The 15,622-nt window shown below is 66.7% G+C and carries 16 protein-coding genes; 6 read left to right on the top strand and 10 right to left on the bottom strand.

Going from position 1 to position 15,622, the window contains the following annotated elements:
* The first annotated feature begins 212 nt into the window (after window positions 1-212).
* Window positions 213-1,082 (top strand): glutathione-dependent disulfide-bond oxidoreductase, encoded by an 870-nt coding sequence (yghU, locus tag ACTCB7_RS10685; RefSeq protein WP_463006667.1) that lies wholly within the window; start codon window positions 213-215, stop codon window positions 1,080-1,082.
* Window positions 1,083-1,145: 63 nt separating this feature from the next.
* Here the strand turns inward: yghU and ACTCB7_RS10680 are convergent, their stop codons facing one another.
* Complete coding sequence (locus ACTCB7_RS10680) at window positions 1,146-1,916, bottom strand: HAD-IIA family hydrolase (protein WP_224416567.1); 771 nt, start codon at window positions 1,914-1,916, stop codon at window positions 1,146-1,148.
* A gap of 187 nt (window positions 1,917-2,103) precedes the next feature.
* Between ACTCB7_RS10680 and ACTCB7_RS10675 the strand changes: the two genes are divergently transcribed.
* Window positions 2,104-3,363: a dicarboxylate/amino acid:cation symporter gene (locus tag ACTCB7_RS10675; protein ID WP_463006666.1), complete on the top strand. Its 1,260-nt coding sequence runs from the start codon at window positions 2,104-2,106 to the stop codon at window positions 3,361-3,363.
* Window positions 3,364-3,600: 237 nt separating this feature from the next.
* Complete coding sequence (locus ACTCB7_RS10670) at window positions 3,601-4,161, top strand: hypothetical protein (RefSeq protein WP_463006665.1); 561 nt, start codon at window positions 3,601-3,603, stop codon at window positions 4,159-4,161.
* An 11-nt stretch (window positions 4,162-4,172) separates the two neighbouring features.
* Here the strand turns inward: ACTCB7_RS10670 and ACTCB7_RS10665 are convergent, their stop codons facing one another.
* The 3 genes from ACTCB7_RS10665 to ACTCB7_RS10655 all read right to left on the bottom strand — a co-directional run bounded on the left by ACTCB7_RS10665 (window position 4,173) and on the right by ACTCB7_RS10655 (window position 6,624).
* Window positions 4,173-5,177 carry an NADP-dependent oxidoreductase gene (locus tag ACTCB7_RS10665; RefSeq protein WP_463006664.1) on the bottom strand — a complete coding sequence of 335 codons (1,005 nt, stop codon included), beginning with the start codon at window positions 5,175-5,177 and terminating at the stop codon, window positions 4,173-4,175.
* Window positions 5,178-5,215: 38 nt separating this feature from the next.
* Entirely contained in the window at window positions 5,216-6,232 is a 1,017-nt protein-coding gene (locus tag ACTCB7_RS10660; protein WP_463006663.1) for a nucleoid-associated protein, read from the bottom strand.
* A gap of 95 nt (window positions 6,233-6,327) precedes the next feature.
* A complete protein-coding gene (locus ACTCB7_RS10655; protein WP_463006662.1) occupies window positions 6,328-6,624 on the bottom strand; it encodes a hypothetical protein in 297 nt (98 codons plus the stop codon).
* 537 nt (window positions 6,625-7,161) lie between these two features.
* On the opposite strand from ACTCB7_RS10655, the gene ACTCB7_RS10650 reads away from it, so the two are divergent.
* Window positions 7,162-8,622 (top strand): catalase, encoded by a 1,461-nt coding sequence (locus ACTCB7_RS10650; protein WP_224416572.1) that lies wholly within the window; start codon window positions 7,162-7,164, stop codon window positions 8,620-8,622.
* Window positions 8,623-8,886: 264 nt separating this feature from the next.
* Here the strand turns inward: ACTCB7_RS10650 and ACTCB7_RS10645 are convergent, their stop codons facing one another.
* The 4 genes from ACTCB7_RS10645 to ACTCB7_RS10630 form a co-directional block, all read right to left on the bottom strand.
* Window positions 8,887-9,435, bottom strand: coding sequence for a class I SAM-dependent methyltransferase (locus tag ACTCB7_RS10645; RefSeq protein WP_463006661.1), 549 nt, complete (start codon window positions 9,433-9,435; stop codon window positions 8,887-8,889).
* Window positions 9,436-9,615: 180 nt separating this feature from the next.
* A complete protein-coding gene (locus ACTCB7_RS10640; RefSeq protein WP_463006660.1) occupies window positions 9,616-10,662 on the bottom strand; it encodes an aldo/keto reductase in 1,047 nt (348 codons plus the stop codon).
* A 141-nt stretch (window positions 10,663-10,803) separates the two neighbouring features.
* The gene (locus tag ACTCB7_RS10635) at window positions 10,804-10,995 is read right to left on the bottom strand and encodes a DUF3008 family protein (protein ID WP_463006659.1); all 192 of its coding nucleotides are present in this window, start codon (window positions 10,993-10,995) and stop codon (window positions 10,804-10,806) included.
* A 133-nt stretch (window positions 10,996-11,128) separates the two neighbouring features.
* A complete protein-coding gene (locus ACTCB7_RS10630) occupies window positions 11,129-11,854 on the bottom strand; it encodes a YebC/PmpR family DNA-binding transcriptional regulator (RefSeq protein WP_463006658.1) in 726 nt (241 codons plus the stop codon).
* Between the two features lie 181 nt (window positions 11,855-12,035).
* On the opposite strand from ACTCB7_RS10630, the gene ACTCB7_RS10625 reads away from it, so the two are divergent.
* Together ACTCB7_RS10625 and ACTCB7_RS10620 are read left to right on the top strand one after the other, a co-directional pair.
* Window positions 12,036-12,407: an SPW repeat protein gene (locus ACTCB7_RS10625; protein ID WP_463006657.1), complete on the top strand. Its 372-nt coding sequence runs from the start codon at window positions 12,036-12,038 to the stop codon at window positions 12,405-12,407.
* 120 nt (window positions 12,408-12,527) lie between these two features.
* Entirely contained in the window at window positions 12,528-12,983 is a 456-nt protein-coding gene (locus ACTCB7_RS10620; RefSeq protein WP_463006656.1) for an aminoacyl-tRNA deacylase, read from the top strand.
* A gap of 57 nt (window positions 12,984-13,040) precedes the next feature.
* Here ACTCB7_RS10620 and ACTCB7_RS10615 read toward each other — a convergent pair whose 3' ends face one another.
* Complete coding sequence (locus tag ACTCB7_RS10615) at window positions 13,041-14,321, bottom strand: MgtC/SapB family protein (protein WP_463006655.1); 1,281 nt, start codon at window positions 14,319-14,321, stop codon at window positions 13,041-13,043.
* Between the two features lie 84 nt (window positions 14,322-14,405).
* Window positions 14,406-15,536, bottom strand: a complete 1,131-nt coding sequence (locus tag ACTCB7_RS10610) for an AI-2E family transporter (protein WP_463006654.1) — start codon at window positions 15,534-15,536, stop codon at window positions 14,406-14,408.
* Window positions 15,537-15,622 lie beyond the last annotated feature (86 nt).

The following is a 15,622-nucleotide window of genomic DNA, read 5'->3' as shown; positions in this document are numbered from 1 at the left end:
GCTTATGGGAAAATTAAGTGGATTGAGGCCTGATTTCCAGACTGGTCTCGTTCGGAAGCTGGCGGTGTTGCAGCACGATCCCCTGAGCCCCCGACAACGCAAGACTTGAAGCCCCCGAGCCGCGCCCCAATGATTAACAGACTACCTTTTCAGGCGGCGGCCATCAGGCTGTTCGCCAGGGTCCGAGTTCATCAATCGACGCAGGAGGCCGCATGAGCCAAGGCACCGAGTACACACCGCCGAAGGTCTGGACGTGGGAGAAGGCCAGTGGCGGCAAGTTCGCCAGCATCAACCGCCCTGTCGCGGGGCCGACCCACGACAAGGAGCTGCCTGTCGGTGAACACCCGTTCCAGCTCTATTCGCTGGCCACGCCCAACGGCGTGAAGGCCGGGGTGATGTTCGAGGAGCTGCTGGCTCTCGGTCATGACGCCGAATACGACGCCTGGCTGATCGATATCGGCGAGGGCGAGCAGTTCGGAAGCGGCTTCGTCGCGGCCAATCCCAACTCGAAGATCCCCGCGCTGATGGACCACACCACCCAGCCGCCGACCCGGGTGTTCGAGTCCGGCTCGATCCTGCTGTATCTGGCCGAGAAATTCGGCACCCTGCTGCCCACGGATCACGGCGCGCGCACCGAGGCGCTCAACTGGCTGTTCTGGCAGATGGGCAGCGCGCCCTTCCTGGGCGGCGGTTTCGGGCACTTCTATGCCTACGCCCCGGAGAAGCTCGAATACCCCATTGACCGCTATGCGATGGAGGCCAAGCGCCAGCTCGACGTGCTCGACCGGCGCCTGGCCGAGAGCCGCTATCTGGCCGGCGATGACTACACCATTGCCGATATCGCCAACTGGGCCTGGTACGGCCAGCTGGCGCTGGGGCGGCTCTACGATGCGGCGGAGTTCCTGCAGGTGCAGGAGTACACCCACGTGGTGCGCTGGGCGAAGGAGATCGATGCCCGCCCGGCGGTGCAGCGCGGGCGCATGGTCAACCGTACCTTCGGCGAGCCGGAAACCCAGCTCCACGAGCGCCACGACGCCAGCGACTTCGAGACGCGCACGCAGGACAAGCTGCAGTCCTCGTGAACGGGCCGCGTGCCCGACGGCGACGCCCGGCCCCGTAAGGGGTCGGGCGTCCGTGCTTGGGGCTCAGGGCAGCAGGTCGGCCACCGAGTCGAGGATCTCCCGCGGGCGGTAGGGGTAGCGCTCCACGTCGTCGCGGGTGGCGATGCCGCTGAGCACCAGCACGGTGTGCAGCCCCGCCTCGATGCCCGCCACCACGTCGGTGTCCATGCGATCGCCGATCATCCCGGTGCGTTCGGAGTGGGCGCCGAGGCGGTTGAGCGCCGAGCGGAACATCATCGGGTTGGGTTTGCCGACGTAGTAGGGCTGGCGCTGGGTGGCGGCGGTGATGAGGGCCGCCACCGAGCCGGTGGCCGGCATCGGCCCTTCGGGGCTGGGACCGGTGACATCGGGATTGGTGGCGATGAAGCGCGCGCCGTCCTCGATCAGGCGGATCGCCCGGGTGATCGCCTCGAAGGAGTAGGTGCGCGTCTCGCCCAGCACCACGAAGTCCGGGGCCACGTCGGTCATCACGAAGCCGGCCTCGTGGATCGCCGTGGTCAGGCCGGCCTCGCCGATCACGAACGCCGAGCCGCCGGGGCACTGGTCACGCAGGAAAGCGGCGGTGGCCAGCGCCGAGGTCCAGATGCGCTCTTCCGGTACCTCGAGGCCGATTCGTGCCAGGCGGGCACTCAAATCCCGCGGGGTATAGATGGAGTTGTTGGTAAGCACCAGAAAGGGCGTGCCCTGACTGCGCCAGTGGTCGATCAGCTCGGCCGCGCCGGGCAGGGCGCGATCCTCGTGGATCAGGACGCCGTCCATATCGGTCAGCCAGCAGTCCAGGGTGCGTTGCGTCATCGCCGAAGGTCCTTGTGCTCGTGACTGCTGCCAGCATACGAAGAATCGCACCGGGACGCAGCCTTCGACGTGCGCTGCTGTACTGGATGGGCCGAGTGGCGCCACGCTGCTCGCAGGGGCACGGCGAACAAGGGACATGACATCACGACCCGCGACGGGTATCGGTCGCGGCAGAGGAGGCATTATTGTGAAGGCATTGTGGCGAGGCTATCTGAATGCGTCGCTGATCCTGCGGGTCAGCATCGCGCTGGTACTGGGCGTGATCGTCGGCCTGGTCGGCGGACAGACGGCCGCCGACTGGCTGGCGCCATTCGGTGATCTGCTGCTGCGGCTGCTGAAGTTCCTGATCGTGCCGATCGTGCTGTTCACGCTGATGGTCGGCATCAACCAGGGCGAACGCGGCAGCTTGGGGCGCACGGGGCGCAAGCTGCTGGCGTACTACGTCGTCACCTCGGCGCTGGCGATCATCGTGGGGCTGGCCGTGGCCACCCTGTTCGAGCCGGGCAGCGGCATGACGCTGGACCAGAACGCCCGGATCGATGTGCCCGAAAACCCGGGCTTCGTGCATGTGCTGCTGAGCATCGTGCCCGACAACATCGTCTCGGCCTTCGCCGAGGTGAATCTGCTGGGCATCATCTTTACCGCCATCGTCTTCGGTATCGCGCTGCTGATGCTGCGCTCCTCGGAGCGCCAGGGCGAGCTGGGCGAGCGCCTCTACCGGGTCATCGAGGCCCTGAACGAAGTGACGCTGCGGGTGATGGGCGGTGTGCTGCAGTACGTGCCCATCGGGGTGTTCGCGATTGTCGCCGGGACCGTGGGCAGACAAGGGCTGAACACGATCCTCTCGCTGGGCGACATGGTGGCGGTGCTCTATATCGCCCTGGCGGTGCAACTGGTCATCTATGCCGTGCTGATGGGGCTGTTCGGCGTGCGGCTGGGGAGTTTCTTCCGCGAGGCGCGCACGCCGATGGCCACCGCCTTCGCCACCCAGAGCAGTTCGGGCACGCTGCCGCTGACCCTCGATGCCGCCCGCCGCCTGCAACTGCCGCGCAGCATCTACGGCGTCAGCCTGCCGCTGGGGGCGACCATCAACATGGATGGCGCGGCGATCCGTATCGCCATCTCGGCGGTGTTCGCCGCCAACGTGATCGGCGCGCCGCTGGATCTGACCAGCATGCTCGAGATTGTGGTGATCGGCACGTTGACCTCGATCGGCACCGCCGGGGTGCCGGGAGCCGGCATCGTGATGATCGCCACCGTCTTCACTCAGGTGGGGCTGCCGATCGAAACGGTCGCGTTGCTGACCTCCATCGACGCGCTGGTCGGCATGGGCTGCACGGCGCTCAACGTCACCGGCGATCTGGTGGGTACGTCGATCATCGCCCGCAGCGAACGCCGGAACTCGACAGCCTCCGTCGCCGCGGCATCCGAGCCGGCCGGAGGGTGACGAGCGGAGTATGGCGGGGCGGGATGGTCGGAAACCCGCACCCGGGATGGCGGGGCTCGTGCTCCCGCCGTCGCGACAGGCAGCATGCCGGATGAGGGCGGTTTCCTGTGGTGAATGCGCCTGAACTTGCCTTGACTGGAAGGGCAGCGACCGTGTCGCTGCAGGTCATGCGCGTCACGCGAGGGGCCCGCGCCGGCCATGGCGGCAGGCGCGGGCCCGGCAAGGGAGGGCAGGACGATGAAAGCACGTATTGCGGTTGCCTGGGCCGGTGTCGCCAGCCTGGTTGCCGGTGGCCTGGTGGTAGCGGGGCCCGTGTCGGCCGCATCGGACACGCTCCGGGAGGCCTTGAGCGCCGCCTGGCCGGGGATGGCGAAAGAGGCCACCGTGGTCGACTGGGAGGGCAATGTCCTGCAGGAGGGCAGCAACGGGTATACTTGCATGCCGACGCCGCCGAGCCTGTCGGGCACGGCGCCGTTGTGTCTCGACGCAGCCTGGATGGCGTGGGCCAAGGCCTGGCAGGACAAGCAACCCTTCACCGCCGACCGGCTGGGCATCGCCTACATGCTGCAGGGCGATGCCGGGGCCAGCAACGTCGACCCCTACGCCGCGCAACGAACCGATGACAACCAGTGGATCGTCGAGGGGCCGCACCTGATGATCATCGCCCCGGCGGCGCTGCTCGGGGCGTTTCCCACCGACCCTGACAACGGCGGCCCCTACGTGATGTGGAAGGGCACCGACTACCAGCACCTGATGGTGCCCGTGGGCACTCGGCCGGCAGCCGGTGGCGATGAATAGACGGGCCGGTTTTACAGCCTGACCAGCATCTTGCCGGTATTGCTCCCGTCGAAGAGCTTGAGGAAGGCGTCGGGCGTGGCTTCCAGCCCTTCCTCGACGGTTTCGCGATAGGTGATCTCGCCGTTGGCCACCAGCGGGCCGACCGTGGTGAGGAAGTGCGCGTAGTGGTCCCAGTGATCCGTGACGATGAAGCCTTCCATGCGCGCCCGGTTGAACAGCAGCTTGGCGAGATTGCTCGGGCCGGGTGCGGGGGCCGTGGCGTTGTAGCTGTCGATCAGCCCGCATATGGCGATGCGGGCGCCGATGCGCAGGTTGTCGAGGGCGGCTTCCAGGCAGGCGCCGCCGACGTTCTCGTAGACCACGTCGAAGCCGTCGGGGCAGGCCTTGTGCAGATCGGCGGCGAGCTCGCCGGCGTCCTTGCCACGGTAGCTCACCGGCTCGACGCCCAGCGAGGCCAGCCACTCGAGCTTTTCCGGGGCGCCGGCGATGCCGACCACCTTGCCCTTGCCGCCCCGGGCCTTGGCCAGTTGCACGGCGAGTGACCCCACGGCACCGGCGGCAGCACTGACCAGCACGTTGTCGCCCTCGCGCATGTCTGCAATGCGATTGAGGCCGGTCCAGGCGGTCATGCCGGGCATGCCCAGCACGCCGAGGAAGGCGGAATCGGGCACGTCGAGCTCGGGCAGGGGATGAACGGCGTCACCGGGCAGCTGGGCCACGTCGCGCCAGCCGGCCATGTGGCTGACCCGGGTGCCCACCGGCAGGCGGGCGTCGCGGGATTCGATCACCTCGCCCACGGCGGCGCCATCCAGCGGTTCGCCGGCGATGAAGGGGTCGACATAGGTCTTCACGCCGCTCATGCGGCCGCGCATGTAGGGGTCGACCGACAGCCAGGTGTTGCGCACCCGGATCTCGCCGTCGCCGAGTTCGGGCAACTCGCGGGTACGCAGGTCGAACAGCTCGCGCGCCGGGGTGCCGTCGGGATAGTCGATGAGCGTGAAGTAGCGTGACTGCATGGGGCCTCCTGGCCGATGACGGTTGGCAGGGAAATGATTCAGGTGTGGCGCTCCCGAAGCTGTGTCTTCAGGGCGTCGGGCACCTGCTTGATGATCAGCCGGTCGCGATCGGCATCGTACTCGATGCTGTTGCCCAGCAGGTGCGAGTCGAAGCTGATCGAGACGCCGCCGGCGCGCCCGGTGAAGCGCTTGAACTGCTGCAGGGTGCGCTTGTCCGGCGGGATCTCCGGCGCCAGTCCGTAGTCTTGATTGCGAATGTAATCATAGAAGGCCCGGGGCTGCTGGTCGTCGACGAGTTCGGAAAGGGCGTCGAGCGTCAGCGGCTCGCCGCGGCCGGCCTGATCGCTGGCGTAGTCGAGCAGGGCGTCGGTCTTCTCGCGGGCGGCCTCCTCGGGCAGGGCCTCGCTTTCCACATAGTCGCTGAAGGCCTTGAGCAGGGTGCGGGTTTCCTCGGGGGCATCCGCCCCCTCCTCGCAGCCCAGCCAGTCGCGGAACGCCTCGGCCAGGGCCTGACCACCGCGGTCGCGGGTGAAGGCGACATACTGGCGCGAGTGGCCGGCACGCATCTGGGTCAGGTCGATGCGCGCGGCCAGTGCGGGCTGGCTGACGTTGAGCGGGGCGGCCGGCACGACCGCGAGCTGCGCGTCCACGCCGAAGCCGGCCCGGGCGTGCAACAGGGCCAGGGTCAGGTGCTCGGTCTCCCCCTGGCGGACGTGGGCCATGAGCAGGTAACCGCCGGTCGGCAGCTGCTGCTCGACCAGCTCGCGCAGGCTTTCCGCCGCCTGGCGGGACAGGGTGGCGAAGGCCTCGGTCCGGGGCTCGGCCTCGCCACTGTCGAGATAGGCGGGCAGCAGGGCGGCCAGTGAACGGCCGGCGGCGTCCTCGCGGAAATAGCCCCAGCCCTTGCGCTTGGCATTGAAGCGCGTGGTCAGCTCGGCGAGCAGGTCGTCCAGCTGCGGCGAGGGGGCCAGGGGCGTGTCGGCGGCGGTCAGCACCGCAGGCTGGTCGCCGTCGGCCTTGTCGATGCGGTGAACGATGCAGTGGAGAATCGGCATGGCGCGCGCTCGCAGGAAGTGAGTCGGTATGGTAACGCGTCGCCGGGAGCGGCCGTAGGGGCGTCCCGGAGCCGGGCGACTCCGGGAACTGGGTCTCAGTCGTAGAGTTCCGCCTTGGCGTCGCGCATGACGTGTTCGCAGGCGGCCTGGTGGGCGAGTTGCGTGAGCAGACCCTGGGTGACTTCAAAGCCCTTGCCAAGGCAGGTGTCGATGTCCTCGCGGCTGACGTGGGGAGAAATGTTGTAATCGATCTTCAGGGTTCGGCCGCTGCTGTCGATGCGGTCCGCGAAGGCCCGCAATCGCCAGGCGAGGCGCTCCTTCCAGGTGGATGATTCCTCGGCTTCGTCGCTGACGCTGAACAGGCACCGCCACTCCGGCTTGTAGACTGCCATGAGAACCTCCCGTATCGGCTGAATCAATGATCGATCGTGTGTCGTGACTCCTGCTGACGTTGTTGCGTCTTTCATCCTACCGTTTTTTGCTCCCGTGCACAGGGCGGGGGCATGAATCGGCCCCTTCCGATGGCACAAGGCGATGAATAATAACCATGGCCGGCATCGAACGCCGCTATGAAGCGCGCCGTTACCCGCGCGGTCGGTTGGTGCTCCAGCCGCCGTGTGGTGCGGGCTGGCGACGAGGGCGGGCAATGGATCGGAACAGGACTTGTGGGCTACCGGACCGATTCTGCCGGTCCGGCGCCGCCGGCGGCGTTGGACAGGCACTCGCGTGACTAACTATAACTCCCTTCGTGCGTTCCGTTCGGTCGAGGCCGACGGGCTATCACCGTTTTTCGTCTCTCGGGGCGTGCAGCCGGTTCGTCACCGGCCGCGAGACGCCGGGCGGTTGCAGGGATCTGCAGGCACGGCCGCCGGCCGAGACACCACTGCGTGGCTGCCCAGGCCACGGTTATAGAAAGGGGAGTAATCATCGTGACGACCGACAATCGCAAGCCCACGACCACCGATGCCGGCATCCCGGTTGCCAGCGACGAACACTCACTGTCCGTCGGCCCGGATGGCCCGCTGGTGCTGCACGATCATTACCTGATCGAGCAGATGGCCCAATTCAATCGCGAGCGCATTCCCGAGCGTCAGCCCCACGCCAAGGGCAGCGGTGCCTTCGGGCATTTCGAGGTCACCGAGGATGTCAGCCAGTACACCCGGGCGGCGGTCTTCCAGCCCGGCACCCGGACCGAAGTACTGAGCCGCTTCTCCACGGTGGCCGGCGAGCGCGGCAGCCCGGACACCTGGCGCGACCCGCGCGGCTTCGCGCTGAAGTTCTATACCAGCGAAGGCAACTACGACATGGTCGGCAACAACACGCCGGTGTTCTTCGTGCGCGATCCGCTGAAGTTCCAGCACTTCATTCGTTCGCAGAAGCGCCGCGCCGACAACAACCTTCGCGACCACGACATGCAGTGGGACTTCTGGACCCTGTCGCCGGAGTCCGCGCATCAGGTCACCTGGCTGATGGGCGACCGCGGCATCCCGAAGACCTGGCGCCACATGAACGGTTATTCCAGCCACACCTACATGTGGGTGAATGCCCAAGGGGAGAAGTTCTGGGTCAAGTACCACTTCAAGACCGACCAGGGCATCGAGTGCCTGACCCAGGAAGAAGCCGATCGGCTGGCCGGCGAGGACAGCGACTACCATACCCGCGATCTGTTCGAGGCGATCGAGCGCGGCGAGCACCCGAGCTGGACGCTGTACGTGCAGGTCATGCCGTTCGCCGAGGCGGACACCTATCGCTTCAACCCCTTCGACCTGACCAAGGTCTGGCCGCACGAGGACTATCCGCCGATCAAGGTGGGCAAGCTGACGCTCGACCGCAACCCGACCGACAATCACGCCGAGATCGAGCAGGCGGCCTTCGAGCCCAACAACCTGGTCCCCGGCATCGGCATCAGCCCGGACAAGATGCTGGTCGCCCGGGTGTTCTCCTACGCCGACGCGCACCGGGCCCGGCTCGGCGTCAACTACAAGCACATTCCGGTCAACGCGCCGGTGGCGCCGGTCCACAGCTACAGCAAGGACGGGGCGATGCGCATCAACAAGGTCTCCGATCCGGTCTATGCGCCCAACTCCAAGGGCGGCCCGGCGGCGGACGGCGAACGTTATCCCACCGATTCCACCTGGGAGGCCCACGGCCAGATGGTGCGCGCGCCCTACGCCCTACGCCGGGACGATGACGACTACGGCCAGGCCAACGCCCTGATCAACCAGGTGATGGACGACGCGGCCCGCGAGCGGCTGGTCAACAACGTGGTCGGTCATGTCGCGGGGGGGGTGAAGGAGCCGGTGCTCTCACGGGTCTTCGAATACTGGAAGAACATCGACGCCGAGATCGGCCGGCGCATCGAGGAAGGCGTGAAGTCGAAGACAGGCTGATCGGCACGCCGGCTCCCGCGGAGCCTGGGCCCTGAATCCCGGCCCGCCAACCTCACGGTTGGCGGGCCGGTGTCATTCAGCGGGCGGTTTTGACAGGGGCGTGCTGCTGGCCCCTGCTGCGGTAAGAAAGCGCGAGGAAGAAGGACGCCTTCCAGGTTGCCCACACCGGCGCGGCAGGCTGCTGGTGGCCGACGACGTCGGCAACGTGATCCGGCCGGTCGAAGCGAAGGCGCCCTGATCCGTGTTGTGCGGTCGCCTCCGGGGTCAGGGCTTGCAGCGATAGAAGTGCGCCGGCAGGAAGTTGATCGGCTCGAACTCGCGGGTCACCTTGGAGAAGGTCTTGCGCAGCGTGGGAAGGAGCCTGGGGGAGAATTGATAGAGCAGGAAGGTTCCGGCGGGCGAGATTACCTGATGTGTCGCATTGAGGATGCTTTCGCCGACGTAACTGGGCAACGTGCTGAAGGGAATCCCGGCGATGACGTAATCGACCTGGCCCAGGCCGCGTTCAGCGAGGATCTGCTCTATGTCGGCCGCCGAGCCATGGACGACCTGCATGCGAGGGTCGGGATAGACGCGCTGGATGTAGTCGACGAAGTCCGCGTTGGTCTCGATCACGATCAGTACCGCATCGGCAGGCATCTGCCTCAGGATCTCGCGGGTAAAGGTGCCGACTCCCGGTCCGTACTCGACCAGCACCCGGGTGCGCTGCCAGTCGACGTGATTCAGCATGCGCCGCACGAGGAAGCGAGAGCTCGGGATAATCGAGCCCAGCATCTTCGGGTGCTTGAAGAAGTTGCGGGCGAATAGTGCCATCTGGTGTTGGCGGGCGGAGGGGGGGCGGACGTTGTTCTGGCTCGGCAGGCTTCATGGGCGGTGGCTCGTTGGTTAACGAAAGCGTTTGGCAACGCTGTTCATCTCACGGTAGACCACCGCATCGCTTACTGAAAGGCGCGCTCGGGGCACGGCGACCCGGTAGGCCGCCGTGTCGTCCTTTTACTCCCTGGCCGAGTCGTCCAGCTGCTGGCGCCGGACCTCGCCCTGGCGTTCCAGCATCCAGCCCGGGTACTCGGGTGGCAGGGCGCTGACGCGGTCGAGGGTTTCCAGCTCGTCGTCGCTCAGGCGAATCTCGGTGGCGGCGATGTTGTCATCGAGCTGTTCGAGCCGCTTGGCGCCGACGATCACGCTGGTCACCGCCGGGCGATGCAGCAGCCAGGCCAGCGCGATGCGCGCCACCGAGACGCCGTGCGCGTCGGCAATGGTGCGCATGGCGTCGATGCAGTCATAGGCCCGTTCGACATTGACCGGCGGGAAGTCGAAGTGGGTGCGACGACTGCCGGCCTCGGCGTCCTTGTCGCGGCCGTACTTGCCGCTGAGCAGGCCGCCCGCCAGCGGGCTCCAGACCATCAGACCGAGCTTCTCGCTGTCGAGCATCGGGACCAGTTCGCGCTCCAGGTCGCGGCCGGCCAGGGTGTAGTAGGCCTGCAGCGACTCGAAGCGAGCCAGGCCGCGGCGCTCGGCGATGCCCAGGGCCTTCATGATCTGCCAGGCGGCCCAGTTGGAGACGCCGATGTAGCGCACATGGCCGTGGCTGACCAGGTTGTCCAGGGCGCGCAGGGTCTCCTCGATGGGCGTGGCCGGGTCGAAGCCGTGCACCTGATAGAGGTCGATGTGATCGACCTGCAGGCGCTTCAGGCTGGCCTTGACGCCTTCCATGATGTGGTAGCGGGTCAGCCCGCGGGCGTTGACGCCGGGGCCGGTTTCGCCGAACACCTTGGTGGCCAGCACCACCTCGTCCCGCGGCACGCCCAGATTCTTCAAGGCCTGGCCGGTGATGACCTCCGAGCGGCCCTCGGAGTAGACGTCGGCAGTGTCGATGAAGTTGATGCCGGCCTCCAGCGCGCGGCCGACCAGACGGTCGGCGTCGCTCTGCTGCACGTCGCCGATCTGGCTCCACAGTTCCCCCTGGCCGCCGAAGGTCATGGTGCCCAGGCACAGCTCGGAAACGAACAGACCGGTATTGCCCAACTGGCGATAACGCATGCAATGACTCCTGTCGTGGCGAAAGACACAACTTGCACCCGGCAGTATGGTCAGCGTTCGGCGTGGGGTGGTAATGCGATCCTGTCGGATTCTTGCTCGATCCTGCGGCCGTTCGGCGCGGCGGCCGCAGGCGGAGGGGCATCAGGACGAGTGGTTGTCGTGCTTCGGCTTGTCCTTGCGCGAGGTGGCGGCCATCGCCTCTAGCTCGGATTCGTCCATCGAGTCGTACATCGAGCGGGCGGCCCCGTCGAGGTCACTGACCTTCTGCTCGCCACGCCTGGCGGCGAGCGCGGCGCCGGCGGCCTTCTGCTGGGCTTTGGAATGGGCGGGCATGACACACCTCCTGTCGTCGAATGGCCGGGGCTTCGTGCCCCGGCCATCAGCGTAGCGAAGATGTGTCGGCCGTGCCGCCGGGGGCAGCGGTCCGGCGGTTCGGCGATCCGGCGGCCCGGCGCTCCGGCGGGGTTCAGGCGTCGGCGACGTCGGCGTTGTGGTAGACGCGCTGCACGTCGTCCAGGTCGTTGAGGGTGTCGAGCAGCTTCTCGAACATCGCCACGTCGTCGCCCTCGACCGGGGTGGTGGTCTGCGGGATGAACTGGATCTCGTCGACCTCGAAGTCGAGCTCGCCGAAGGCGTCGGTCAGCGCCTGCTTGGCCTTGGCATACTCGGTATGCGGGGCGAAGACGGTGATGCGGCCGTCCTCGTTCTCGATGTCGGTGACATCGACGTCGGCTTCCATCAGGGCTTCCAGTGCGGCTTCCTCGTCGTCGCCGGCATAGGCGAGGATGGCGCAGTGGTCGAACATGTGGCTGACGCTGCCCGGGGTGCCGAGCTTGCTCTTGGCCTTGTTGAAGCAGGCGCGCACGTCGCCGAAGGTGCGGTTGGGATTGTCGGTCAGGCAGTCGACGATCACCATGCAGCTGCCGGGGCCGAAGCCCTCGTAGCGCGCCGCCGAGTAGTCCTCGCCACCGCCGCCCGAGGCCTTGTCGAGGGCCTTGTCGATCACGTGCGAGGGCACCTGATCCTTCTTGGCGCGCTCGATCAACCCGCGCAGCGCCAGGTTGCCGTTGGGGTCGGTCCCGCCGGCCTTGGCGCAGACGTAAATTTCGCGACCGTACTTGCTGTACACCTTGGTCTTGGCGGCGGCCGTCTTGGCCATGGATTCCTTGCGGTTCTGGAAGGCCCTGCCCATGTCGTTCGTCTCGTCACAGTCATCAGCGAAGACAGGCATCTTACTCAACAAGCGCCGGGCGGAACAGGGGCGTATCGTCTGTTGACCCAGCGCATGGAAACCTCGCACGGAGCGCCTATACCCAGAAGAGGCGACACGGCGTCACCGTGAACGCCATCAACCGAGGGACGGGAGGTGCATCATGAAGACGGCACAACTGCATTCCCGCTGGCGCGACCGGATCATGCTGCTGTTCGGCGCCTGGCTGGCGGTATCCCCCTATGTGCTCGGCTTTGCCACGACGGCCTCGCTGGCGATGTGGAGCACCCTGGTGGTCGGCCTGGTGCTGATCGCCATGTCCGCGCTGGCGATCTGGAAACAGAAGGCCTGGGAAGAATGGCTACTGCTGGCGCTGGGCGTCTGGCTGCTGGTGGCGCCCTTTGCCCTGGGTTTCCTGGGACTGACCAACGCGGCCATCAACAGCTTCATCATGGGCGTGCTGGTCGGCGGCGATGCCATCTGGTCGCTGATCAACATGCGCGGGCACGGGGGGCACGGCGGCAGGCCCGCCTGATGTCGAAGGCGACGGGCGTGACGCCGCCCTTTACCGGGGCGGCAGCGTCCCCGCGCATCGTTGCTGCCCCTGTGGGCGCACAACGGTGCGCCTTGTCCCATCAACGCGAGGGTGAACGTCATGGCCATGGAGCGCGTGACACGATATCTGGATGAGCAGGGCGTCAAGTACGTCATCATGCACCACTCCCCGGCCTTTACCGCCCAGGAGATCGCCGAGGCGGTGCATGTTTCCGGCCGCCACTTCGCCAAGAGCGTGGTGGTATCGATCGACGGCCGCCTGGCGCTGGCGGTGCTGCCGGCGAGCGACCATGTCAACCTGCAGCGCATGGCGCGATCGGTGGGTGCCGAGAGCGTCGAACTGGCCAGTGAGGCGGATTTCCAGGACAGCCTGCCGGATTGCGAGGTCGGCGCGATGCCGCCGTTCGGCAACCTCTTCGGGATGGAAGTCTTCGTCTCGCCGCACCTGACCCAGGCCGACCTGATTGCCTTCAATGCCTGCAGCCACACCGAGGTCATGCAGCTGCCCTACGAGATCTTCGCGCGGTTGGTGAATCCGGTCGAAATCGCCATGTAGGCGTGATCGGAAGCGTTTGTCGGCAGCGAGACCGGTGCGGAAAAGCCGAGTGCGTCGTCACCACCACCAGGCGATGACCAGTCCTGCCGCCAGCGAGAGCAGCATGGGGCCGGCGACACGGATCGCCAGCTTGCCGGAACCGATCAGTGCGGCCATCAGCGTCTTGACGAGGTTGTTGACGGCCGCCGCCACGACGATGCCGATCACGGCGGTCGCGGGGTCGAGTGCGGCGCGCGACATGCGAGCCAGCGACAGGGTGATGGCATCCACGTCGGCGATCCCGGAGGCGGCCGACAGCAGGTAGATGCCGGCATCGCCCAGCCATTCGCGGCACCACTCACCGAGCAGCATGATGCCGGTCAGCAGGCCGCCGAAGTAGAGGGCGGACTTGAGGTCGAGCGGGTTCTGCTCGAGCGCCGGTCCCGCCACCGGCGACTTGCGTCGGCTGGATCGCCAGAGCAATAGCGCCGGGAGATAGAGCAGCAGTGCCATCACCGCGATCGGCGGCAGCAGGCGGGCGGCCAGCGTCGGATTCAGCATTGTGCCCAGCAGCAGCATGCGCGGGAACATGGTGCCGCAGGCGATCAGGATGCCGGCGGCCAGCACCGGGTCGAGCGCCGGTGAGCGACGCGACAGGCGCGAGAAGTGCAGGGTCAGTGCGGTCGACGAGCTCAGGCCGGCGAACAGGCTGGTGAACAGCAGCCCCTTGCGGGTTCCGCCGACCCGCACCGCGAAGTAGCCGGTGAAGGAGATTGTGGCGATCAGCACCACCATCCACCAGATCGCGTAGGGGTTGATGGCCCCGCCGGGCCCCAGGTTGCGGTTGGGCAGCAGCGGCAGCACCACCACCGAGATCAACAGCAGCTTGAGCCCGGCGTCGAGTTCGTGGGCCTGAAGCCGGTTGAGCAGGCCGTGGATCGCCGCCTTGTTGTCGAGGATGATCGCGGTGATCACCGCGGCCGCCGTCGCTATGGCCGGCTCCACGGCCACGGCGATCGCGCCGTAGCTGAAGGTCAGCATCAGCCCCACCAGGCCGGTGATGCTGTAGTTGGGTACCTGGGCGAGCCGCGCCCGGTAGGCGGTCAGGCCGGTGGCGATGACGCCCAGGAACAGGGTGGGGAAGGCCCATACGGTCAGACGCTCGGCGAGCAGCGCGGCGACACCGCCCAGCAGGCCGACCAGGGCGAAGGTACGGATGCCGGCGATGCGCTGGCCGGCTTGCTGATGGCGGGCTTCCCAGCCGCGCTCCAGACCGATCAGGGTGCCCAGCAGCAGGGCCACCGTCAGGCGCAGCAGCACCTGATGACCGGCGATGAACTGACGGGTGACCTCATCCATGAACCGCCCCCTGCAGTACGGCATCCGACGCCCCTGCCTTCAGCATAGATGGGTCGGAAGAACGGGGGCGTCGCCCGGGCAGGGCTAGTCGCTGGCCGAATCGATGTCGTGGCGCGGTGGCTCGGCGTGACGTTCGGCCAGGAAGTGGCCGAGCGGTTCCAGCCTGTCGATATGCTCGCTGAGTGTCTTGACCGCGACCAGCAGCGGCACGGCGACGATCATGCCCACCACCGACCACAGCCAGGCCCAGAAGGAGATGGTCAGGAACACCACCACGGTGTTGAGCCGCAGGCTGCGACCGACGAAGTAGGGCGTGATGATCTGGCCTTCCAGCGTGGTCAGGAAGAAATAGGTCCCCGCGACGATCAGCGGCCAGCCCAGCCAGTCGAACGAGACCAGCGCCACGACCGAGGCGATGAGGATGCCGGCCAGGGCGCCGAGATAGGGAACGAAGTTGAACAGGAAGGCGATGATGCCGAAGCTCAGCGGGCTGGGCATGCCCAGCAGCCACATGGCCATGCCGACCGCGGTGCCCAGGCCGGCGTTGATCAGGGTGATGGTGAACAGGTAGCGGGAGAGCTTGCGCTCGATGTCCTGGGTGATGCGCACCGCGCGTTTCTTGTCGCGCAGGGTCGGCAACACGTGCACGATCTTTTCATAGAACATGTCGCCCGAGGCGAGCAGAAACAGCAGCAGTACCAGCGTGAACAGGCACTGGGTGACGAAGGTGGGTATGAGGCCGGCGAGCTTTTTGGTGAGGGTGCTGTCCTGCATCTCGACCTGCTGGACATTGCTGTCGTCGGACTCGGTCATCGACTCGAGTTTCTCCTTGGCCCTGAAGAAGCCGCTGAACGGGCCCGAGACTTCGTTGAGGCGCGTCTCGATCTTGCGCTCGATGGTCGTGGCATTGTTCAGCCAGCCGCTGACCGGTACGGCCAGGGCGGTGGCGAGCGTGGCCAGCCCCACCATCAGGGCGATCATGATGAGAATCGCTGCCAGACCTTGCGAGAGGCCGCGCCGGTGCAGGGTGCGACGTACCGGGCTGAAGACCATCGACAGCAGGAATGCCAGCACGATGGGCACGAGAAACAGCTGGGCAAAGCCCAGCGCAAACACGGAGAGATACAGAAAGATGCCGATGGCGGCCCACCGTGGCACCGCCTGCGACCAGCCAACGGGTTGCGCCTGGCCGTCGCGCTGTCTATACGGGGTCATGGGCTGTCCTTCCCTGAATGCCTTCCCTGGAAACCGCCGGAGCGCTGGTAGCGGCCTGTCCTGGCCCGAGCGCATTCCTCCCGGCG

The sequence above is a fragment of the Modicisalibacter sp. genome (assembly GCF_055145905.1).
The sequence above is the reverse complement of the archived record's forward strand: the minus strand, read 5'-3'. Positions and strand labels throughout refer to the sequence as shown.